The 20643-nt window shown below is 42.8% G+C and carries 28 protein-coding genes and 1 pseudogene; 16 read left to right on the plus strand and 13 right to left on the minus strand.

Annotated elements, in window-relative coordinates; translation table 11 throughout:
* Positions 1-229 precede the first annotated feature (229 nt).
* The 5 genes and pseudogenes from IKB69_RS01670 (at position 230) to ilvN (ending at position 3838) form a co-directional block, all read left to right on the plus strand.
* Positions 230-364 (plus strand): hypothetical protein, encoded by a 135-nt coding sequence (locus IKB69_RS01670; protein WP_290945460.1) that lies wholly within the window; start codon positions 230-232, stop codon positions 362-364.
* Between the two features lie 134 nt (positions 365-498).
* Positions 499-1179: a homeostatic response regulator transcription factor HsrA gene (gene hsrA / locus IKB69_RS01675; RefSeq protein ID WP_290945462.1), complete on the plus strand. Its 681-nt coding sequence runs from the start codon at positions 499-501 to the stop codon at positions 1177-1179.
* Between the two features lie 22 nt (positions 1180-1201).
* Positions 1202-1621, plus strand: a complete 420-nt coding sequence (locus IKB69_RS01680) for an META domain-containing protein (RefSeq protein WP_290945464.1) — start codon at positions 1202-1204, stop codon at positions 1619-1621.
* Between the two features lie 56 nt (positions 1622-1677).
* Positions 1678-3362 (plus strand): annotated as a pseudogene (locus IKB69_RS01685) (acetolactate synthase large subunit).
* 8 nt (positions 3363-3370) lie between these two features.
* On the plus strand, positions 3371-3838 hold the full coding sequence (ilvN, locus tag IKB69_RS01690; RefSeq protein ID WP_290945466.1) for an acetolactate synthase small subunit: 468 nt from the start codon (positions 3371-3373) through the stop codon (positions 3836-3838).
* Here the strand turns inward: ilvN and IKB69_RS01695 are convergent.
* Positions 3835-4572 carry an EI24 domain-containing protein gene (locus IKB69_RS01695; RefSeq protein ID WP_290945467.1) on the minus strand — a complete coding sequence of 246 codons (738 nt, stop codon included), beginning with the start codon at positions 4570-4572 and terminating at the stop codon, positions 3835-3837. The two genes, ilvN and IKB69_RS01695, sit on opposite strands and share 4 nt — an antisense overlap.
* A gap of 211 nt (positions 4573-4783) precedes the next feature.
* Here IKB69_RS01695 and prfB point away from each other — a divergent pair, with 211 nt between their 5' ends.
* The 11 genes from prfB to IKB69_RS01750 all read left to right on the plus strand — a co-directional run bounded on the left by prfB (position 4784) and on the right by IKB69_RS01750 (position 11928).
* Positions 4784-5893: a peptide chain release factor 2 gene (gene prfB / locus IKB69_RS01700; RefSeq protein WP_290945469.1), complete on the plus strand. Its 1110-nt coding sequence runs from the start codon at positions 4784-4786 to the stop codon at positions 5891-5893.
* A gap of 134 nt (positions 5894-6027) precedes the next feature.
* Positions 6028-6711, plus strand: coding sequence for a F0F1 ATP synthase subunit A (locus tag IKB69_RS01705; RefSeq protein ID WP_023930623.1), 684 nt, complete (start codon positions 6028-6030; stop codon positions 6709-6711).
* A gap of 1 nt (position 6712) precedes the next feature.
* Positions 6713-6925, plus strand: coding sequence for a hypothetical protein (locus IKB69_RS01710; protein WP_290945474.1), 213 nt, complete (start codon positions 6713-6715; stop codon positions 6923-6925).
* Positions 6926-6943: 18 nt separating this feature from the next.
* Positions 6944-7504: a Sec-independent protein translocase protein TatB gene (gene tatB / locus IKB69_RS01715; protein WP_290945476.1), complete on the plus strand. Its 561-nt coding sequence runs from the start codon at positions 6944-6946 to the stop codon at positions 7502-7504.
* 3 nt (positions 7505-7507) lie between these two features.
* On the plus strand, positions 7508-8278 hold the full coding sequence (tatC, locus tag IKB69_RS01720; protein ID WP_290945478.1) for a twin-arginine translocase subunit TatC: 771 nt from the start codon (positions 7508-7510) through the stop codon (positions 8276-8278).
* Between the two features lie 2 nt (positions 8279-8280).
* Positions 8281-9396, plus strand: a complete 1116-nt coding sequence (gene queA, locus IKB69_RS01725) for a tRNA preQ1(34) S-adenosylmethionine ribosyltransferase-isomerase QueA (protein WP_290945480.1) — start codon at positions 8281-8283, stop codon at positions 9394-9396.
* An 11-nt stretch (positions 9397-9407) separates the two neighbouring features.
* Positions 9408-10055: a 16S rRNA (guanine(527)-N(7))-methyltransferase RsmG gene (gene rsmG, locus IKB69_RS01730; protein WP_290945482.1), complete on the plus strand. Its 648-nt coding sequence runs from the start codon at positions 9408-9410 to the stop codon at positions 10053-10055.
* Complete coding sequence (locus tag IKB69_RS01735; RefSeq protein ID WP_290945484.1) at positions 10052-10315, plus strand: PP0621 family protein; 264 nt, start codon at positions 10052-10054, stop codon at positions 10313-10315. The genes rsmG and IKB69_RS01735 overlap by 4 nt, the downstream gene beginning before the upstream one ends.
* A gap of 10 nt (positions 10316-10325) precedes the next feature.
* The gene (locus IKB69_RS01740; protein ID WP_290945486.1) at positions 10326-10733 is read left to right on the plus strand and encodes a hypothetical protein; all 408 of its coding nucleotides are present in this window, start codon (positions 10326-10328) and stop codon (positions 10731-10733) included.
* A gap of 9 nt (positions 10734-10742) precedes the next feature.
* Positions 10743-11180 carry a hypothetical protein gene (locus IKB69_RS01745; protein ID WP_290945488.1) on the plus strand — a complete coding sequence of 146 codons (438 nt, stop codon included), beginning with the start codon at positions 10743-10745 and terminating at the stop codon, positions 11178-11180.
* A 4-nt stretch (positions 11181-11184) separates the two neighbouring features.
* Positions 11185-11928: a GT-D fold domain-containing glycosyltransferase gene (locus IKB69_RS01750; protein ID WP_290945490.1), complete on the plus strand. Its 744-nt coding sequence runs from the start codon at positions 11185-11187 to the stop codon at positions 11926-11928.
* A 67-nt stretch (positions 11929-11995) separates the two neighbouring features.
* On the opposite strand, the gene rpsR is transcribed toward IKB69_RS01750, so the two are convergent.
* From rpsR to IKB69_RS01810, 12 genes are all read right to left on the minus strand, one after another.
* Positions 11996-12250, minus strand: coding sequence for a 30S ribosomal protein S18 (rpsR, locus tag IKB69_RS01755; RefSeq protein WP_023930631.1), 255 nt, complete (start codon positions 12248-12250; stop codon positions 11996-11998).
* Between the two features lie 9 nt (positions 12251-12259).
* Complete coding sequence (locus tag IKB69_RS01760; RefSeq protein ID WP_290945493.1) at positions 12260-12790, minus strand: single-stranded DNA-binding protein; 531 nt, start codon at positions 12788-12790, stop codon at positions 12260-12262.
* A gap of 25 nt (positions 12791-12815) precedes the next feature.
* Positions 12816-13223 carry a 30S ribosomal protein S6 gene (rpsF, locus tag IKB69_RS01765; protein ID WP_290945495.1) on the minus strand — a complete coding sequence of 136 codons (408 nt, stop codon included), beginning with the start codon at positions 13221-13223 and terminating at the stop codon, positions 12816-12818.
* A gap of 103 nt (positions 13224-13326) precedes the next feature.
* Positions 13327-14364: a DNA polymerase III subunit delta gene (gene holA / locus IKB69_RS01770; RefSeq protein ID WP_290945497.1), complete on the minus strand. Its 1038-nt coding sequence runs from the start codon at positions 14362-14364 to the stop codon at positions 13327-13329.
* The gene (locus IKB69_RS01775) at positions 14357-15208 is read right to left on the minus strand and encodes an MqnA/MqnD/SBP family protein (protein ID WP_290945499.1); all 852 of its coding nucleotides are present in this window, start codon (positions 15206-15208) and stop codon (positions 14357-14359) included. The genes holA and IKB69_RS01775 overlap by 8 nt, the downstream gene beginning before the upstream one ends.
* Before the next feature lie 73 nt (positions 15209-15281).
* Positions 15282-15737, minus strand: coding sequence for a hypothetical protein (locus IKB69_RS01780; protein WP_290945501.1), 456 nt, complete (start codon positions 15735-15737; stop codon positions 15282-15284).
* On the minus strand, positions 15689-16507 hold the full coding sequence (locus IKB69_RS01785) for an acyltransferase family protein (RefSeq protein ID WP_290945503.1): 819 nt from the start codon (positions 16505-16507) through the stop codon (positions 15689-15691). The genes IKB69_RS01780 and IKB69_RS01785 overlap by 49 nt, the downstream gene beginning before the upstream one ends.
* Positions 16497-17318 (minus strand): hypothetical protein, encoded by an 822-nt coding sequence (locus IKB69_RS01790; protein WP_290945505.1) that lies wholly within the window; start codon positions 17316-17318, stop codon positions 16497-16499. The genes IKB69_RS01785 and IKB69_RS01790 overlap by 11 nt, the downstream gene beginning before the upstream one ends.
* A gap of 42 nt (positions 17319-17360) precedes the next feature.
* A complete protein-coding gene (locus IKB69_RS01795; protein ID WP_290945507.1) occupies positions 17361-18959 on the minus strand; it encodes a DUF6056 family protein in 1599 nt (532 codons plus the stop codon).
* A gap of 10 nt (positions 18960-18969) precedes the next feature.
* The gene (locus IKB69_RS01800) at positions 18970-19950 is read right to left on the minus strand and encodes an NAD(P)-dependent oxidoreductase (protein ID WP_290945509.1); all 981 of its coding nucleotides are present in this window, start codon (positions 19948-19950) and stop codon (positions 18970-18972) included.
* 2 nt (positions 19951-19952) lie between these two features.
* A complete protein-coding gene (locus tag IKB69_RS01805; protein ID WP_290945511.1) occupies positions 19953-20315 on the minus strand; it encodes a hypothetical protein in 363 nt (120 codons plus the stop codon).
* Positions 20312-20643 (minus strand): hypothetical protein (locus IKB69_RS01810; RefSeq protein ID WP_290945513.1); only part of this gene is annotated, 332 nt, incomplete at its 5' end. The genes IKB69_RS01805 and IKB69_RS01810, both read right to left, overlap by 4 nt.

Here is a 20643-nt window from a genome sequence, read left to right on the forward strand (position 1 = left end):
TCTAAGACAGTTGGTATTGCAGATAGGACCACCTTGTCGCCAGGGGGAGCGCAAGGTGATAAGGAGTTAAATAAACAAAAAGGAGAGCAACGCATAAAACCAAGATAATGTAAAAGACACTCTCAAGAATGCGTTCAGCCGGACATTGGCCGTCCGGCTGGTTGGAATTATGGAATACAAAAGTAAATATTTACATAATTTTTACAAAAAGTTTATGGAAGTATAGATAATGTATAGCATAAACATAGATGATGGTGGGCATTTGGTTAAGGCGCAAGTGGCTAGTTTGTGGATTGGAGTGATTTGCTACACCACCATCAGGATTCTAAGTTTTGCGCGTATGCGTAGTTATATAATGCTTTAACTACAATAAAAAAATTATAAGAAATAGCTGAAAATCATCGGTATTTTGTGTTATAATCCAACTTTAGCATTTCTTGGTATGCCACACACAACATACTCAAGATTCCAAAGAAAAAGCTTTTGAAGGAAGGAAATATGCGTATTCTAGTGGTTGAAGATGATGCGACTTTAAGCAAGAAGATCAGTGATGAGCTTAATGCGAGCGGATATCAAACAGACATAGCAGAAAGTATGAAGGATGGCTCGTATTATGTCAATATCCGCAACTATGATTTAGTGCTTGCTGGTATCAAACTACCCGATGGAAATGGTTTGGATTTGATTGCAGAGGTGAAAGCAAAATCTCCTAGAGTGCCTGTTATTGTGCTGGCTCACAAGCCAAAAACAGACCTAGAGATTTTGGCGTTTAAGAGTGGTGCTGATGATTTTGTCGCAAAGCCCTTTGAATTTTCGGTATTGCTTGCTCGCATTGAAGCCCGCCTGAGATTCTGGGGGTCTAGTACGATTGAGATTGATGATCTTGTGATCAATCCAGATGAAGAAAAGATCACCTACAAGGGCAAGGAGATTGAAGTTAAAGGTAAGCCATTTGAAGTGCTAACGCACTTAGCTCGCCACCGCGATCAAATTGTGTCAAAGGAGCAGTTGCTTGATGCTATTTGGGAGGAGCCAGAGCTGGTAACTCCAAATGTTATTGAAGTAGCTATCAATCAAATTAGGCAGAAGATGGATAAGCCACTTAATATTGCTACAATAGAGACAGTGCGTAGGAGGGGGTATCGGTTTTGCTATCCTAAAAAACCTACAGAAACTTAGTATGAAAAGCGGGGAAAATTATATGAAAAAAACTTTAGGGGTATGTGTTTTGGCTTTGGCGTTTGTGGCTTGTGGAGATGACTCTGTGAATCTGTATAATACTTGGAATCTCGTGTCTTTAAATGATGGTGGAAATCCTATTGATACAAATCATAGCGATAGGTATGTGTCGATCACTATTGATAAGGATAAGTTTAATGGCTATTCTGGTTGTAACTCATTTTTTGGGTCATATAAGATAAATGGCGATCAATTTCAAAGTGCTAATTCTGGTATGACTAGAATGCTATGTGAGCCGAAATCTATGGAGCTTGAAGAGTCGCTTATTAAGCTATTCTCTGATAATTCTGTGCGTTTTATGCTTCAAGAAGGTAAGCTTGTGTTTGAAAAAGATGGTGAAAATGGTGGAGTTAAGGCTATTTTTGAAGCGCAGTCTAAATAGGAAATAATACAACGATTAAACATCTTCCATGGTGTTATATAGAGTAGGGGGATACTATGAGTGGTGTACTAAATGGCTCCCAAATGCTTATCGAGGCTCTACATTTAGAGGGTGTGGAGATTATCTTTGGGTATCCCGGTGGTGCTGTTTTAAATATTTATGACGAGCTGTATAGGCAGTCGTATTTAGGCATATTCTTACGCGACACGAGCAAGCCGCTATTCACGCTGCTGATGGATATGCTCGTGCCAGTGGTAAAGTAGGGGTGGCGCTCATTACTTCTGGACCTGGTTTTACTAATGCTGTAACAGGTATAGCTACAGCCTATATGGATTCTATTCCGCTTGTGGTGATTAGTGGGCAAGTGCCTGTGGCTCAAATTGGCACCGATGCGTTTCAAGAGATTGATGCAGTTGGCATTTCCCGCCCCTGTACAAAGCACAATTTTCTTGTAAAAGATATTAAAGATTTACCACGGATCATTAAAGAGGCATTTTATATTGCTAGAAGTGGGCGATGTGGTCCGGTATTGATAGATATTCCCAAAGATATTTCGGCAAATACTGGTGAATTCATCTATCCAAGCGAGGTGAGTCTGCGCACCTATAAGCCGACTTATAAGCCCAATCAGCGGCAAATCAAAAAACTTATTGAAGCTATCAAAATGTCAAAAAAGCCTTTGGGTTATATAGGTGGTGGTGCAATAGCGAGTAATGCAAGCACTCTGGTGCGTGATTTTGTCCATAAGGTTGGACTGCCGAGCGTGGAGACATTGATGGCACGAGGCGTGCTTGCTGCTGACGATACTTATAACCTTGGTATGGTTGGGATGCACGGCACTTATGTGGCAAATATGGCGATGTGTGAATGTGATTTGTTACTGTGTTTTGGCGCGCGTTTTGATGATCGCGTTACAGGTAAGGTTAGTGAGTTTGCTAAGAATGCTAAGATTGCTCATATTGACATTGATCCAAGCTCAATTGGCAAGATTATAGAAGTGGATTATCCTATCGTTGGGGATATGAGTGCTGTTTGCGAAGAGTTGCTTGATGTGGCTACGCAGATAGATTCTAGTGAGTTTCACCAGTGGCGCGAGCATTTGAATGGTTATCAAAATCTGCATCCATTAAGCTACCAAGATAGTACAGATTCTATCAAACCTCAATGGGTTATTGAGCGTTTAGGGGAGCTTTTAGATGGTGGCGCGATCATCTCTACAGATGTTGGACAACATCAAATGTGGGCGGCTCAATTTTATCCTTTTAGTGAGCCTAGAGAGTTTCTTACTAGTGGGGGGCTTGGAACTATGGGTTTTGGATTCCCAGCGGCTATGGGAGCGTATTTTGCCAATATGGATAAGCATATTATCAACATTACAGGTGATGGCAGTATTTTGATGAATATTCAAGAGTTGATCACTTGCGTGGAGAGTAAAATCCCTGTTATTAATGTTATTCTTAATAATAACTATTTGGGTATGGTGCGTCAGTGGCAGACATTTTTCTATGAAAATAGATTCTCTCATACAGATTTATCGTTACAGCCAAATTTTGTCGCATTGGCTGAGAGCTTTGGTGGGTTAGGGTTCCGTATTGAGCGCAAAGAAGATTTTATCCCAATAATGCAAAAGGCGCTTGATAGCAGGCAGGTATGTTTGATTGATGTAGTGGTGGATCGGTATGAAAGTGTGTTGCCTATGGTACCCGGTGGTGCTCCACTGGATAAGATGATTCTTAAATAGGGACAAAAATGGCAAGAAAGATTATTAGCGTGGTTGTGGTAAATGAACATAGTGTGTTGGCTCGTATATCGGGGCTTTTTGCTGGTAGGGGATATAATATAGAATCGCTCACTGTAGCTCCTATACCAAATAGCGATCTCTCCAGGATTACCATTGCTACAGAGGGTGAAGCGCGCGTGCTTGAGCAGATTATTAAGCAATTACATAAGCTTATTCCGGTACTAAAGGTTAGCGATGATAATGATTTCTTAGAGAAAGAAAGCGTGCTGATCAAAATTGGCATAGAAGAAGATCTAGCGAGTATAGAGACTTTGGCACACGCCTATAATGGCAAAATAGCCAATGCAAATGAAAAATATATCATTATCGTAGCTACAGAGAAGCCTCATAGGATCACTAGTCTTATTAAAGCTATGTCACGCTTTAAACCTAAAGAAATTGTGCGTAGTGGCGTGATTGCTATAGAGCGGTACTAGGGCGCTGGAGATGTGTGTGTCACACTGCTTTGCATAGCAATATGGAAGCAGTAGTGGCTTAGGATAATCACTTGTAGTAGCGGCGTGAAAAAATTTAGAATTGGTATAAGTCCTAGTAGATATGTTAGTAAGGTGGTTGTATATTTGCGTTTAGCTGCTTGTAGTTTGCCGTATTGCTCTACTCCTAGTACTTCGTGCCCTATGTCAAAAAGCATTGTTTGATAGAAAAATACAAAAAATGGCACAAGCATTATTGCTCCACCAATGATTGGGATAAATAGCACTGGCACGCAAAACATACATAGTGCGCATAGCAGGACAAAGGCTTTTGTAAACTGTCGCAAGGTAACAGTCAGTGGCAAGCTTGTGAGCTTTGATATTTGTGGATAGTGGTGCTTACGAATATAGGCGACTGCAAGCGGTGTGTAAAAAATGCTAACAAAGACATTGCCTACAAGTGCTAATAAAATTACACAAAATCCAAGTAACACATATAAGGAAATAGTAACTCCTTGCGCTAGGATATTACCGTTAGCTTGGATATATGCCTGCCAAGATTCTGGCAAGAGCTCTTTGACATAAGTGATCAAAATATCAGAAAATGCATAGAGTATCCCACCCCATATTGCCAGTCCAAGTGCAATAGGCGCGATATTTAATATGATCATAGGGAAAGAGAAAAAGTCCTTTTTGCTCTTGTGTAGAATCGCTAAGAACCCCTGCGTAGAATCCATTTGTATATCCTTAGGAAAAATATAACCATAAGATTCTAGGGGTTTTTGCTAAATGGCGCAATAACTATATTTTACAAGGATCTAATTAAAGTCTATTGCTTACAATCATATTTAAAAGCACTTTTATGATAAGCCAAGTGGATTCTTAGTGCGATTAGTAATTAAGCCTAGTCGTGCTACAATGCTTGGATATTTGCACTAAAGGCACATAATGGATTCTTATGAGTATAGCGAGTTGTTAAAAACACTACAAAACAAAGCACAAAATATAGCAAAGATTCTAAAACCCGATTCCTTACAAAAGCGACTAGATGAGATTAATGAGCTAGAGTCCCACCAAGAGTTTTGGAATGATGTAAAGAGGGCTGGGGAAATCACAAAGGAAAAGCGAAAATGTGAGCGGATTTTAAGTACTTACATAGAGATGAAAGTCGAGCTAGATGACGCAAAGGAGCTATTTGAGATAGCACAGAGTGAGGGGGATTCTAGCACTTTGGAGCTGTTGTTTGAAAATGTAGAATCTTTGAAAAACCATATACAAAAGGTGGAGATTGAAGTCATACTAAGTGGAGAGTTTGACTATTCAAACGCCATTGTTACCATTCAGCCCGGGGCTGGAGGGACAGAAAGCCAAGATTGGGCTTCTATGCTTTATCGTATGTATTTGCGCTGGAGTGAGCGACGGGGATTTAAAGTGGAGCTACTAGACTATCAAGATGGCGAAGAAGCGGGTATTAAAGGGGTGGCATTTATCATTAAAGGTGAAAATGCTTATGGCTATGCCAAAAGTGAAAATGGTGTGCATAGACTTGTTAGAATCTCACCCTTTGATGCTAATGCCAAACGCCATACAAGCTTTGCTAGTGTGCAGGTAAGCCCCGAACTCAGCGAAGATATAGATATAGAAATTTTAGATAAAGATATTCGCATTGATACCTATCGTACTAGTGGAGCGGGCGGTCAGCATGTGAATAAGACAGAATCTGCTATCCGCATAACACACTTTCCAACAGGTATAGTCGTGCAGTGTCAAAATGATAGAAGTCAGCATAAAAATAAAGCGACGGCTATGAAAATGCTGCAGAGCAAACTCTATGAGCTAGAACGGCTAAAGCAGAGTGAAGGCGTGGTAAATGCGGAAAAAAGTGAAATAGGATGGGGACATCAAATAAGAAGCTATGTTCTAGCCCCCTACCAACAGGTAAAGGATTTGCGAAGCAATTGCACTACAAGCAATACTGATGGCGTGCTAGATGGCGATATTGATAAATTGATAGAGTCTGTGCTAGTTTTGGGTGAGCGCGAGCGGTGGGTTTTATAACGCTTATAGATTCTAGCTTTGGTGTGGGTAATGATGCTTAGAGTTCTAGAGTCTTAGAAAATGTGAATTTAATAAATTATTGAGAAAAATTTCGGCACAATTTGGCAAATCTCTTTAAAAGACGAGGACTTGCTATGGAAGATAGGCTCTTTACATTCGCTGGAATGATCAATTCTGATCACCATTTTATCACGGCATTCTATACGATTTTATGCGCGGTTGTGTGTGTGTTTATGGCAAAGCTTGCTACGCGCAATATGCGAGTTATCCCCAGTGGTTTGCAAAATCTCTATGAAGCAACTATTAGCGGTATGCTCTATATGGCAAAAGATGTCATTGGTGAAGAAAAGGCGCGTAAATATTTCCCGCTTGCTGGGACAATAGGGTTTTATGTGTTTTTTTGTAACATTATTGGTATGATTCCGGGCTTTGAAGCACCTACGGCGGCATGGGATTTTACTCTCGTGCTAGCTCTTGTGGTGTTCTTCTATTACCATTTTGAGGGTATCCGCACGCAAGGAGTGATCCATTATTTCGCGCATTTTATGGGTCCTGTGAAGTGGTTAGCTCCGCTTATGTTCCCCATTGAAATCATTTCTCATCTCTCTCGTATTATCTCGCTTTCTTTCCGTCTTTTTGGAAATATTAAGGGTGATGATATGTTTTTGCTAGTTATGCTTATGCTTGTGCCTTGGCTTGTGCCTGTTGTACCTTTTGCAATTCTGGCGTTTATGGCATTACTTCAGGCATTTGTCTTTATGATCCTTACTTATGTTTATCTAGCTGGTGCGGTGCTAGTGGAAGAAGAAGGGCACTAAATTGCACAAACACCTTCCTACAATTCTCGACTTTTTTAGCGGGCTTTTTGTCGGCGTTGGGATTGGTGGGGCGGTGCTTACGCTTTATGTTACATATTTTGTAACAGAGTTATTGTTTTTGAGCGTGTTGGCTGGAGTGTTAGTGTGTTGTGTGTTTGTGTTTTTTAGTCTTGTGGCGAAGTCCTTAAGTGTTTTGTTGAGAAAGTCTGTATAGATTCTTTCAAGGTTTTGTATGTTTGGTATGGGGTTTTTTGAAATAGTGGTTATTGTCATTGTGGCAATAATCTTTCTGGGTCCTGATAAGCTTCCGCAAGCCATTGTCGATGCGGCTAAATTTTTCAAGGTGGTGAAGAAGACTATCCATGATACTAAGCAGACAATTGATAGTGAGCTAAATCTCTCTGCCTTGCAGCAAGAAGCCATAAGTTACCATCAGCATTTCACTTCCCAAGTTGATAATATTACTAAAGATATGCAACTCCAAGAGATTGATGAGATATTTAGTGAGTATAAGGCACTGCCACCAACAAAAGTTGGCGATAGTGAGCAATATTCCTTAGAATCTAGTGTGCTAGATTCTGGCTTAGCGCAAGAGTCGCTTAAGGCTTCTCAAGCTAATCTCCCTAGCAAAAAGCTCAAGACTCAAGCAAAGGCTATTAAAAAAAATAGTGCATCCGATAAAAGAGCCAAGAAGCCTGTCAAGCAAGCGAGCAAAATGCCAAGCAAGCTGGATTCTACCACTCCTAAGCCTAAGCGCACCAGATCCACTAAATCTGCTACAAATAAGGTCTAGCCAATGTTTGAAGAGCTAAAGCCCCATATACAGGACTTGCGTAAGAGACTTATTATCGCACTTGTTAGCGTGATTGTTGCATTTATTGTGTGTTTTGCATTTTGGAAGCAGATTTTTGCCATTGTAAAACTCCCTATTGAGAGTGCGTTTGCTGATAGGGTGCAAGGCACGCTAATGCAGCTTACCCCACTAGAGGGGATATTTTCTGCGATGAGCTTGTCTTTTCTTGTGGCTTTTACAATTTCTACGCCAATTATTTTCTGGCAACTCTGGCTTTTTGTCGCTCCGGGGTTGTATAAGAATGAAAAAAAGATCATTTTGCCATTTGTGGGCTTTGGCACGGCGATGTTTATCCTTGGTGCGCTTTTTGCCTACTTTATCATCTTTCCATTTATGATTGAATATATTTTGCTTTTTGGAAACGATATGTTTGAAGCCAATATCTCCGTGGAGAGCTATGTGGGGTTTTTTATCCGTGTGGTGCTAGGTTTTGGCATAGCTTTTGAGTTGCCTGTACTGGCGTATTTTTTGGCTAGGGTTGGAATGATTACTGATGAGAGTTTGAAGAAGTTTTTTAAATACGCGGTGGTGATTATCTTTGTGGTCGCAGCTATTATCACGCCTCCAGATCCCTTCTCACAGCTACTTATGGCTATCCCACTTGTTTTACTCTATGGGCTCTCAATTCTCATCGCCAAGTTTATCAATCCAGCCAAGAAATCACCAGAATCTAGCAGCGAGTCTGTTTCTAGTGATTTAGATTCTAAGCGTTAGTGATGTTTGCCCTATCAAGCTATGACTACCCCTTGCCAAAGCACCTTATCGCCACCGCTCCAATCTATCCCAGAGAAGCTGCCAAGCTCCTTGTCTATGATCGCACCAAAGAGCACATTACACATACTACTTTCGCGCATTTGCTGGAGTTTATCCCTAAGGACTGTATTATCGCGCTAAACAACACACGCGTGCTAAAAGCTAGAATCTATGGTAAAAAACTTGGCTCACAAACTGCACGAGAGATATTTTTCCACCGCTTTGCTACTGGCGATGATCTACGCACACTTTCAAGTGCTAATACCTTAGATTCCACTTGTGCAAGTCCGCTAGATTCTGGCGCGCTAGCACTCTGCCAAATCCGCGGTAGAGTCAAGCTTGGCGATGTATTTGCGTGTGCTGGATTCTATGCGCAAGTGGTAGCACTGCTAGATAATGGACACCGAGTTACGCGCTTTTTCACGCAAGATATAGAATCTAGCCAGAGATTTCTAAGTCAAGAAGCCGTGCTAGCAATGCTTGAAGAGATAGGGCATATCCCACTGCCTCCATATATCAAAAGAGCTTCTAATGACAATGATGCGCAAGACTATCAAAGTCTCTTCGCTACGCAAGCAGGCGCGATCGCCGCTCCAACAGCATCGCTACACCTATCTTCTACTATGTTAGAAGCTCTAAAGGAGCAAGTGGCGTATTTGACATTGCATATTGGTGCTGGGACATTTGCTAGTGTTAATGTCCCTGATATTAGAAATCATAAAATGCATACAGAATCCTTGCATATCACAGCTCAAGCTCTCGAGAAACTCTTGTGTGCCAAATCGCGCCTATGCGTGGGTACAAGCGCGCTTAGAAGCGTGGAGTATGCTGCAAGGCTCTATGAAGCGCACCCTAAGCCCTATGCTGATTTGCACGCGCAATGTGATATTTTTCTGCATTTAGGTGATAAGCCACGATATGTGGATTACCTTTTGACTAATTTTCACCTGCCCAAATCCACGCTTACAATGCTTGTGGCTTCTATGGTGGGTTATGAGCAGTGGCGGCAGATTTATGAGCAATCCATCGCTAAAGAGTATCGATTCTACTCCTATGGTGATGCTATGCTAATCCTTTAGGGGGTGTAGCTATGTTGGGGAGTGCCACTGATCTCACGCCTTATGCGCTAGATTCTAGTAGCTTTGATTTACAAGCTCTGGTGCATTGGCTAGAATCTACCTTTACTACTACTAATCCTTTACAAGTAGCCACGCAGTTAGAAATGTATGCCAAAATCTTGCTTGAGTGGAATACTTCTCATAATCTCAGTACTACGCGTACGATGGCAGATATGCTTAGGCAGATTGTGGATTCTATCTTGCCATTGCGCGTGATAAAGCCCTTTGATCAATGTCTTGATATAGGTTCTGGAGCCGGGTTACCCGCGCTTGTGCTAGGCATTTTATGTCAGCAATCGCACTTTACTTTATGTGAGCCTAGGAAAAAGAGAGCGGCGTTCTTGCGCTTTGTGGCATATAGGCTAGGACTTAAGAATATTTGTGTAGAAAATGCGCGCGTACAAGATCTTAGTCTATCTCAGCGCGCTAGCCTCATCACTTCGCGTGCAAGCTTATCGAATACCGAGATATTTGCTATTACAAGGTCGCTTATAGCAGATAATGGGGCATATTTGCTCTATAAAGGGGGGCAAAGCTACCATATCGCTCTCAATGCCAGCGACCCAAAAGTAACCCTATATCGCTATAATGCTAGAATCTATGTCTATAAGGAATTATGATGCTTCGAGTGATCGCGTTGCTATTGCTTGGCTTGGCGTTGCTGTGGCTTGTGCTATCTGTCGCTAGAAGGGTGGGGCATTTTATCACTAGTGTCACAAAAGCACCTAGTAAAGCAGAGGTTAAAGAGCCAGACCTTATGTCAGATGATATAAGCCAAGATCTCATCGCCTGTGCGCATTGCAGGGTATTTTTACCTATGAGTGAGGCGGTGAAATTCCGTGGACAATACTACTGCTCCAAAGCTTGCTTGCCAGAGTGAAGGGGTAGTGATGATTATTATAGGACTGCACGATTTAATCTATCCCACGCGCTTTATCTACACTAAAGATTTAGAATCTTTACGCACTTTGCAAGCAAGCTCTAGCCCATTTGAACAAATAGCGTGGTTTGACTTCCACGATGATAGCGAGTTTGCACTATGCTCTTATGCCAAAGTCAATGGTATTGATTTTGCCATTAGGGTGCATGATGTGGTGGAGTTTCTTAGCGGGGCATATTTCTTGCCGAGGTATTTGCTAGTGGATTCTAGTCCTAAGGTGTATCAAACCCTAGCAGATGAGTATTTGCTAGATTCTAAGGTGCTTTGTGTTATTGGTGGGTCAAGCCAGATAGAGGAGTGTGCCTTGCAAGGTATTGATGGCGTGGTATTTGCACATTTGCTTCAACTAGAATCTTAAAGGAAAACTATGAAAATAGGACGACAGCTTAAAAATCTCTTGCGCTCTTGGCTTAAAGCAGTGTATGCAGCGATCTTTGCTCCCATAGCGCACATACTCTATAAGCCGATTTTAGATGAGATTAGGGCTACTTGTCCCAGGAACGAAAGCACGCTGCTTCTAGAGCTATTTGCTAGAGAGAGACTTTTTGCTTCTTATAAGATCCTTGATCCTTTGGAGTCTATTGACTTTTTAGTGCGTGAGTCTAAGAGCTTTTTGCGCATTGGTGATGGCGAGATGATGACACTTGCCAATAAAGCTGGTGGATTTCACCGCTTCTCCCCCGCGTTAAAGGCTGATTTGCTTGCCTGTATTGAGCAAGCTTGTAGAGAGAATCTCCCCATAGGACTAAATCCTGTGCTGATTTATCCTTACCACGCAAATCGGGGGGGGGGGGGGACAACTTGAGCGCATGGGCTTCGGGGCTAAATCCAACCAAGAGAATGCTACGCTAGAATCCCAAACCCAGAGTGAAGCAACTACCCAAATCTCGCCACGCTTGCTTTATGCGTGTGAAAATATTAGTGCGTTTTATGTGGCGGCGTATTTCCCTAGTGATAGGGTGTATTTTGATGCTAATATGTTTTATACTACGCCAATTGAAGTTGCACTGCTAGCGCGTAAAATTGATACCTGCGAGTATGAGAGACTAGAATCTAGGCTTAAAGCATTCCCACGATTGTTTATCGATGATGATTATGGTAGGTGGCTATTGCAACTCTATAAAGAGCTATTGATCCATAAAATAGCCAAGCTTTGGGAGCAAAAAGACTGCATTGTGATTGAGGGGCGATACTCTTCAAGTGGCGTGCATAATGATCTTTTCTCCAATGCACGCAGTGTGCTTAGGATAAATCACCTGCCTCATCACGATGCTTATGAGCATTTAGATGAGTTTAAGGGCTATGTGCAAGAAGTGTTAAGTGGCTTTGATTCTACCCATACTTGCGCTATCTTAGCACTTGGGCATAGTGCTAAGATACTTGGATTTTGGCTTGATGGCTTAGGGTTTAAGGCATTTGATATTGGGAGCTTGTCGCTTAATTATGATTGCTTCTTGTATGGGGCTGATTTTTATACATACGCAGGGCAGGGTAATCCACTAGAGCTAGAATCTTATGTACTCGCTCCTTATATTGACAGTAAGCACAGGTAGATTTTAGTATGTCTGGGAGAGTGTTGAAGAGTACCCTAGAATCTATGCTAGATTCTAGGGGTAAGGCTTAGAGCTTAAAAGGATTTTCTACGACTTTTTTATGGTCGATGACATAGGGGATTAGAGCCATATGTCTAGCACGCTTAATCGCTACTTCTACACGCTCTTGCCACTTTTTTGTGTTGCCTGTGAGACGGCGTGGCATAATCTTATATCGCTCAGAGAGAGAGTGCTTAAGCATATCAATGTCCTTGTAGTCGATGAACTCGATTTTTGCCTCTGTGTATTTGCAGTATCGTTTTGAGTATTTTTTTCTTTCCATTGTTTGCTCCTAGAATGGTATATCATCATCATTGATGTCAATGCTTGGGATATTTTGCTCATATCCATTTCCGCCGCTTTGCCCCTGTGGTGCTTGCTGGTAAGTTTTGCTAGCTTGTGGCTGCGAGTAGGGTTGATTGGAGTAGGGCTGGCTTTGATTGTAGTAGCCTTGATTTTGCTCAGCATACTCGCCGCCACCTTGCCCTTGACTATCTGCCTTTCTATCAAGCATTTTCATACTCTCGCACAAGATAGAGTGTCTAGATCGCTTCGCGCCACTTTGATCCACCCAGCTCTCATACACAAGCCGCCCTTCAATCAGCACACGACTGCCTTTGTGGAGATACTGCTCAGCGACTTCCGCGGAGCGTCCAAATATCTTCACATCGACAAAACAAGTCTCATCAGCCTTGCTGCCATCTTGCTTATTGAAGCGATGTGTGCTCGCAAGACCAAAGAGCGACATCGCTATGCCTGAAGGCAGGTAGCGCTTCTCCACATCGCGGGTAAGATTCCCTACGATGATGACTTTATTAAACATTTTGTGTCCCCTTATTAGGCTTGTGCTACTGCGCCTGCTCTGCGCTGGATTCTTTTGCCTCTGCGCTAGATTCTAGCTTTTTAGCTTTTGGCTCAGGCTTTTTGTTTGCCCTATCAGCAAGGGTTTGCCACTGTTTTTGCTCCTTTTTGTTCTCATACTTAATCACAATAAAGCGCAAAATATCTTCGTTAATGCGATAGAGTCGCTCAAGCTCCAGGATAGATTCTGGTTTGGCGGTAAAGTAGATGACAAAGTAGTAGCCTCGTTTGTGCTTTTTGATCTCATAAGCAAGATTTCGCATACCCATATCTAGGCAAGTTTCAATGCTACCGCCATTTTTAGTAATGACATCTTTGTAGAAGTCGATCTTTTGCTTGATCTCTTCTTCGACAAGTGTGGGCTTGATGATAAACATCGTCTCATAACGCTTCATACATACTCCTTGTGGTAGTAGCCCTTGCCGATAGCGCGTCTAGCTTCTAGACTGAGAATCTAAACTACAAAGATAGGCAAGAGCAAGAAATAAAACGGCGATTCTAGCTTACTAAAGCTTGTAATTTGATTAAGCTACGCAGGGATATGGACTTTTGTCCCTGCATAATGCCATTGCGCCATAATCCCAGCAGGCTAAAAATCTCCAAAAACACCCGCTCTTTAATCTTCATTGCACGCTGGGCTAGGGTGTTTGTCTCTTGAAAGGGTAGGGCATAGCCTAGGATCTCCTTGCTATCTGGCTTTCCGTGCAAGCGGATATATACGGCAAACAAAAAAAGCTTATAGAAATGTTGCTCAAGCTCCCCTAAGAGCGAGAGCTCATTACTTAGTCCTCCATCTAGCATTTGCTCAAATACTCTTGCTATGTCAGCTTTGCTAAAGAGTGCTTGCAAAAGCTCATCGATCTCCACACTCCCCAACCCATAGCAAAGCTGGGCTATATCCTGCTGGGTAATGGCACGATCTAGTAAAGTGAGCTTTGAGAGCTCGCTACGCGCTAGGGCGATGTCATAGCTTTGCATAATTAGCAAGGATTCTAACAAATTGCCAGCAATACTAAGCCCCAATGTCCTTGCTTCTTGGATGAGAAGCTCCTTTGCCTCTGCTGGGTTTGGCTTAAAAAATCGCACTTCTACCACGCCATTTTTTTTCTCATCAATACTTCTATCGCTAGCCTTTCTAGCATAAATGTCTTTGTGCTTAAAATGTGTGCTAAGGCTTTTGAAATCGCGTGCGTATTGAGCTTGGGTTTTGCTCTCTGCGCGTAGAAATGCTACGATTAGGCTGTGGTCAGGGTTATGTGCTAGAGCGTTTAAAAGAGCTTTAATCTCCTTATCGCCGGGCTTTTTCTCAAGTTTTAGCACCACGCACTGCGCATCACCAAAGAGACTGCTTTGCGATAAAATCTCTAGCGTAGGGGCTAGGGAGTATTCCCCATAGTTGAACACTTTTGGCTCTAGGGCATTTGCTTGCAAGAGTCTTTTAATACTAGATTCTATGAGATATTCACTCTCACCATAGAGCAAGCATGCACGCGGTATATGTGTGCGTAAAAGGCTATCAAACTCTTTTTTATACATTAGAGTAGTCCTTATAGGGTGCATTTAGTGCGCATTTACTAGAATTTACATTGCGTGGGTAGATTCTACTTGGGGGCTTGATTGCTTGTAGGCGCAAGGTTCGGTAGAATCGCTCCAAGCCTATGCGCTCTTTTGCTTGGATATGATAGTGGATATGGGTTAAATACTCACGGACATATGCACTCGGAATACCGCAGGCTTTGGCACGCGTTTGTAAGATATAGTGTGGAATTTTGACACGCTTTTTGACAAAGGTGCGTGCAATGTTGGTGTAGAAATGTGCATGCTTGTTGTAGCAGAGCCTACCAAAGACAAAGGGTAAGCGGTGCTTCTCCCACCACGCTTGCCCCATATCAATAGCCTTACCACCAGCAAATCGATATTGCAGTGCTCTATCACCTATAAGCACACGCCCTTGCAAGCCTAGGATAGTGCTAAGAGCATTTGAGGTATCAGATTGATAGTCTTTGCGTGGCTTGGTTTTAGTATTTGTAAAAATCCTAGAATCCTGCGCTAGTGTTTTTAGAGTTTGTGCCCCATTGATAGAGTCCACTTTATGCGATTGTGTGACTTGATCTTCTTCTTCTAAGCTTAGCACACTCCATACCGCACCTTTAGCCACAATGCCAGCTTGCGTGCCTCGCTGCTTGCGATGGGCAGTATAGCCAGCGATTGTAGAGATAAAGCCTGCATCAATGCGATGAAATAAAAAAGATTGATTAAGCCTTGATGGGTAGGAACGATTGGCAAATGCCGCGCTTTTATAACGCGTGGGAATAGGGCAAGACCTTAAAAACACATCAAAGGGCATAAGGTTTAGATATTGGATCTTGCCAAATCGCATAGTAATCCTTGTGCTTTTTTGCGCGCAAGTATAGCAGGTTGTGGCTTAAAGGTGCTTAGGCTTGCGCCTAGCTCTAGTGTGTGAGTCTTCGCCCAAGAGAGCTAATAGTAGAAAAAATATAGATCAAAATCCATACAAACACTACACATAAGCTAAGGTTAATGCAAAATGCTAGTGGTAGCTTCACCCACCATGCAAGTGGCGGGAAGTGGCGCAGTATTGGAAATAGTAGGCTTGCAGAAATACCTTGTGCGATGTAGAAGTATATGGCATTGACTCCAGCGAAGCGCAAGAATCCTAATATGGTAAGTTTCTTTAGAAAGGCATAGCGCTTAGGCTGTATTGCTTTAGTAAATCCCGCCTCCTGCGACTTATTTAGAATTTTTGCGTTTTGGAGAGAAAAGCTAGAATCTAGCTTTTCACTAGTCGCACTCTTCTGGTCATTGCTAGTAGGCTTGCCCACTTGGCAATCCATAGAATCTATTTTATCCTTACCGGTTTCCCCCCCCCCCCCCGTTTTGCAAGCCACACATATCCCACCAAAAGCCCTGCCAAGCTCGCACAAGAAGCAAGTACATAGGGCAGAGATACGGGGAATTTATGTGCTTGGAGGTCAAAGATACTAGGCAGGTGTGAAAGAGATCCGCTAGAGTGCAAGATCATAAGCATTGCAAACCCTCCTATGCCCACACTTGCTAGAGCTATGATGATAGACTTTTGGCTTTGAGAGCGGATAAAGTGGTAGCCTAGCACGATTAAAGCAGTATAAAATACCAAATATTGAAGCCCTACGCCAAGGAAGGATCCCTGCCAGCTAAAAATCCCAAAAAAAGCCGCGATATAAAGCCCTAGAGCAAAGCTCGCTAGCAAAGCTAATGGCACACGCACAAAGCTTATAATAAGCGCGCTTGCAATCATTGCTACGCAAAAAACAGGCACAAACCAATACGACCCACCAAGTACAGGTAATGCGCTTGTGCTAAAGCCGTGTAGCGTGATGGCTGCTGCGGTATTCATAAAGCTTATGTGCTTAGCGTTAATGCTTACGCATAAATCATAAATAGCAATACACACGCCAAAGTAGAAAATTAGCTTCCACAAAGCAGGCAATGGGTTTGGGCTTTTGCTATATGCTAGAGCCATTCCAGCGATAAAGAAAAAGGCGGGCACATCAATAAGCAGCGAGAGACTCTGCACTGCTTGTGGCACATAGCTCCCCCCACTCCAAAATGTCGTGTGGATTAGCACAATGCTAATGGCACAAATCCCACGCAATATATCTAGGGCATCATCTCTCATTTGCATCCTTTGTGGTGGTTTGGGTTATTTGATCGCTTTTGTAGGCTAGGAGCAAAAAGTGCGGATACCAAAGTTTTGGCAGGTAGTGGTAGCGCGTGGTGTAGCCTAGAGCTTGCAGTGTGGATTCTAGCTTGTTTGGATAGACTTTGCAAACTTTTTCTTGGTTAAAGACTAGGTCGTGCAAGGCGTTTGCATAATGCCCAAGTAAATGCCTAGAATCTATATCTTTGATTACGATTATAGGGATAGAAGCGATGGATTCTAGGAGATTATTGATAAACTCTTGGCTTAGGTGGTGTAGCACATCGCTTGCGAAAAATAGGTCAAATGCATAGCGTGAAAGGGCAGAATCTAGGCTAGATTCTAGGGTGATGTTGGGGTAGTGGGTGTGAGGGGTTAGGGTGGTGTAGATGGAGTCGATGGCTACAACCTTGCATTGAGGCGTTGGAACTTTGCTAGTGGATTCTGCGCGATTGGCTGTTGGCTCGCTTAAATTTGTGGTGTTGCTAGAATCCACTTTTTGCAAAGTGTGTTCTATGGCTTGCGGTTGTTTTTCATTACCGCTTTTGGATTCTAGCCCGCAAACTGAATTTTTAAGCTTTTGCCCCCCCCCTATAGAAATATCACTACTAGTCATCATTGTAGCAAAATACTCACTAAAATACAGTGTTCCTGCGCCAAAGTCTGCGATGGTGCGCGGTGTGCTAAGGTCAAAGCTAGATTCTAGAATAGTGCAGATTTCTTGGGTGGGTAGAATCACGCCTCGCGCTTTTTTGCGCAAGCGTTCTACATAGCTATTATCAAAGCTCATAATCGCTCCTTGTGTTGGATTAAAGGGAGTGATTATAGCGTATTATGGGCGCATAGGCTTAGCAGTGAAGCTCTCTACTCCAAAATAATTAGCGTAGGTGTTGTTGGGCCACACTTTTGGATCTTCTCCGGGGTTGCCAAAGTCACCATAGCCTTTGTAGTATGAGGCAAATGTCGCAGAATCCACGACTATATCCACTTGTCCTAGGGCTTTTTGTGTAGCGATTGATGAGAGCATAGCGTGCCATTTGATACGCATATCCATATAGGCGATAAGCACAAAGCTCCCATAAGCAATACAGCTTGCAAGCCCTAGTGTCGCAATGGGCTTAAGCAGTGTTGGATAGCATAAGGTGAGATAGTGCAAAAACGCAAGCACCATAGCGATATGCAAGAGTGTAAAAGGCAGTGAAGTGCGCTTAGGTAGCCAGCCCATTTGGATATTGGCACTCTTATACATAAATACAGCGAAAAAGCAAAAGCCAATGCACAAAAGCATATTGCGCAAAGGAAGATTGTTTTGCCTATGGGCTAGCAAGCTCAAATACCACGCCCACACAAGAGCGAGTAGGAAAAATGCTCCGCTTGTATGCTGGCGCAAGATAAGTGTGGCAATAGTTAGAAGCACGATGAAAATAAGCTTTTGTGTTTTGCTCAAGTTAGATTCTAGGAGATAGAGCGCACTTGCTAGGATAATTGCTAGTGTGAGAAAGCCATTCGCCTTAGCATAGACATATTTTAGCCACGCGATTTTCTCACCAAAGCTTAGAGCAAGTAGCTCGCTAAAGCTATGAAATGGGATGCCAAGCTCCCTAAATACTGCGATACGCTTCAATGCTCCCGGAGCTAAAAAAACGATGAGAAACCCAACCACAAGCCCAGCAATCCCAGCAATATACCATAGTGGGATTTGCTGCTTTTGGTAGAGCATATACACAAGCAGTCCTAGCAAAAATGCAATAGCCACGATGATAAATTCACTACTCCAGCCAGCTAGAATCCCTAGCACAAAGAGTCCCACTCCACAGATAAATGAAAGCTTTGGTGGCACTAATCGCTTGCCTAGAGTGTAGCTAAGTAAGATTCTATAAGGGATAAGGAAGCTAAAGATAAGCATATATGCCCAGAGATAATTAAACGCACCAAATACGACAATGAAAATCCCACCAAATGATGAAGAGCCATCAACCATAAGGATAAAAAGTATAAGCGCAATTGTGCCTAGATCTTGCAGAGTATTGCTGGGCTTTCTCCCAAAGACGATAAAGAAAAAGGCGTAGATCACATAAGTGCCAACAAGCGCATTTAGTGGGGCAAAATAAGGCGTGGTAGCAAAGTGGCTGCCAAAACCCGCAGCTAGTAGCTCACCCAAACGCCCTAGCCAATTCATATATACACTAAGCGCACCTTGTAGCAGTCCTAAGCCTCTGCCTAAGTCATCGCTTTGCGGGGGAAAAAGAGCATTTAATGCATAAAGAAAGAGAAAAATACCAAAGGCTAAAACCGCTTGGTAAGAACTTTGGCTAAAACGGGGGGCAAGCGTGCTGCTAGTAGAAGTGCTAGTGGTTTTAGAAGCTTGTGTTTCCATAATCATCTCCAAAGGCGGGATAAAAGTCAAAAGCAAGTGCGCATTATAGCGCATTAGACTTATGCTAGTCTTTGAACTTGTGCTTGTAGGCAGCTAGGAGCATATCGCTATCATTATAGAGTGGATTCCAGCCTAGCTCTGCTTGCGTGCTACTAATATCGACAATGTATTGGCAGTCGGCTATGGCATATTGCTCCTTATACATTAGCGGAAGTCCTAGCTGCTCTAGCACACCTAGAGCAAGCTTCACACTTTTTGCATGCGTGGGAATGAGCTTGCTCTTTGAGCCTACTTGCGTGATTAGATTGCCTAAAAGGGCTTTGATTGTAGGGGGATTGTGTGAGCCTAGGTTATAGGCATTATTGGGGAAGCTAGATTCTATGGCACAGATGATTGCTCGCGCGCAGTCTTGCACGCTAATCATTTGGTAGCAGTTGCTGCCATCGCCAATAAGTGGCACAGGCAAAGAGTGCGAAATAAGTGTAAAAAGCTTGGTCAAAATCCCATACCGCCCAGCCCCTACGATAATTCTAGGGCGGAATATGCTAGCTTGTATGCCTTGCTCTCTTGCTTTAGCAATTAGATCTTCTGCTAATACCTTGCTTTGACCATAGTAGCCAAAGGGTGCGCGATTATGACTAGTATCCACAGGCAAGTAAGCAGGCTTGCCATAGACCATATCAGTGCTAAAGTAGATAAGCTTGCGCGCGTTAGATTCTAGCATTGACTTAAGTATTGCTTGTGTGCCTTTGACATTGACATCATAAAAATACCGCTCCAATGTCTTTAAGCCAAAGGGTTTAAGTGGGGGCTTTGGCGCGTAAGCTCTAGCGGCTAGATGTATGATAATGTCGCTAGATTTAAGTGGGAAATCAAAACCTTGTAGCAAATCACAAAACACAAAGGTGCCTAGGGTGTGGTTTTGCACGCGATCTAAGCAGATAATCTCGCCAGAATCTATGCGCCCTTGCGCTATGGACTCTTGTAAGGCTGTGATAGTATAAGAGCCTACAAACCCGCTCCCACCAATGACAATATAGCGCATAGCTACCCCCTGCTAAAAGTTAAGAAGACAAGCCCAGCACAAATAAGTGCTATGCCTAAGATCTTTTGCAAAGTAAGCGGCTCGCCAAAGGCAAAATACGCCACAACTGCTGAGAAAATAAAGCCTATACTAAGGAATGGATAAGCAATAGAGACATTCACACGCGCTAGCACGATAAGCCAGCTAACAATGCTAATGGCATAAATCGCCAAGCCTCCTAAGATAAATGGGTTTAGTACGCCTTTTAGGATAAAGCTAAGACTTAGGCTAAGCTCACCAAGATCGCCCATACCACGCTTTAGCAGGAGCTGGGCTATGGCATTGAGCAATACAGAGAAGAGAATGAGAGGGATAAAGGCAATCATAAATACTCCTTAAAGATGGGATTGATAGGGGGTTGTGTAAAAAGAATAAGGCGCAAAAATCTGGGCTTCAAGGCGGACTTACAAGGAGATAAGCGTGATAAATGGCGCAAATGACTACCACTGGCATCGAGGGATAGGATAAAGGTGTGGTAGGCAAAAAGATAATACAGGTAGCAAACTACTAAGAAACAAAACGGAGCTAGTAGAAAAGATGTGATATAGAATCTAAAGTAGCAGAATCTAGGCTGGCACGAGCTAGGATAGAGTTTAGGGCGATAGAATCTAGGCTGTAGATCTGCCCAGATTCTAGCTAATTCATACTGCCCCC

This window comes from Helicobacter sp. (assembly GCF_017502485.1).
Taxonomy (GTDB): Bacteria; Campylobacterota; Campylobacteria; order Campylobacterales; family Helicobacteraceae; genus Helicobacter_B.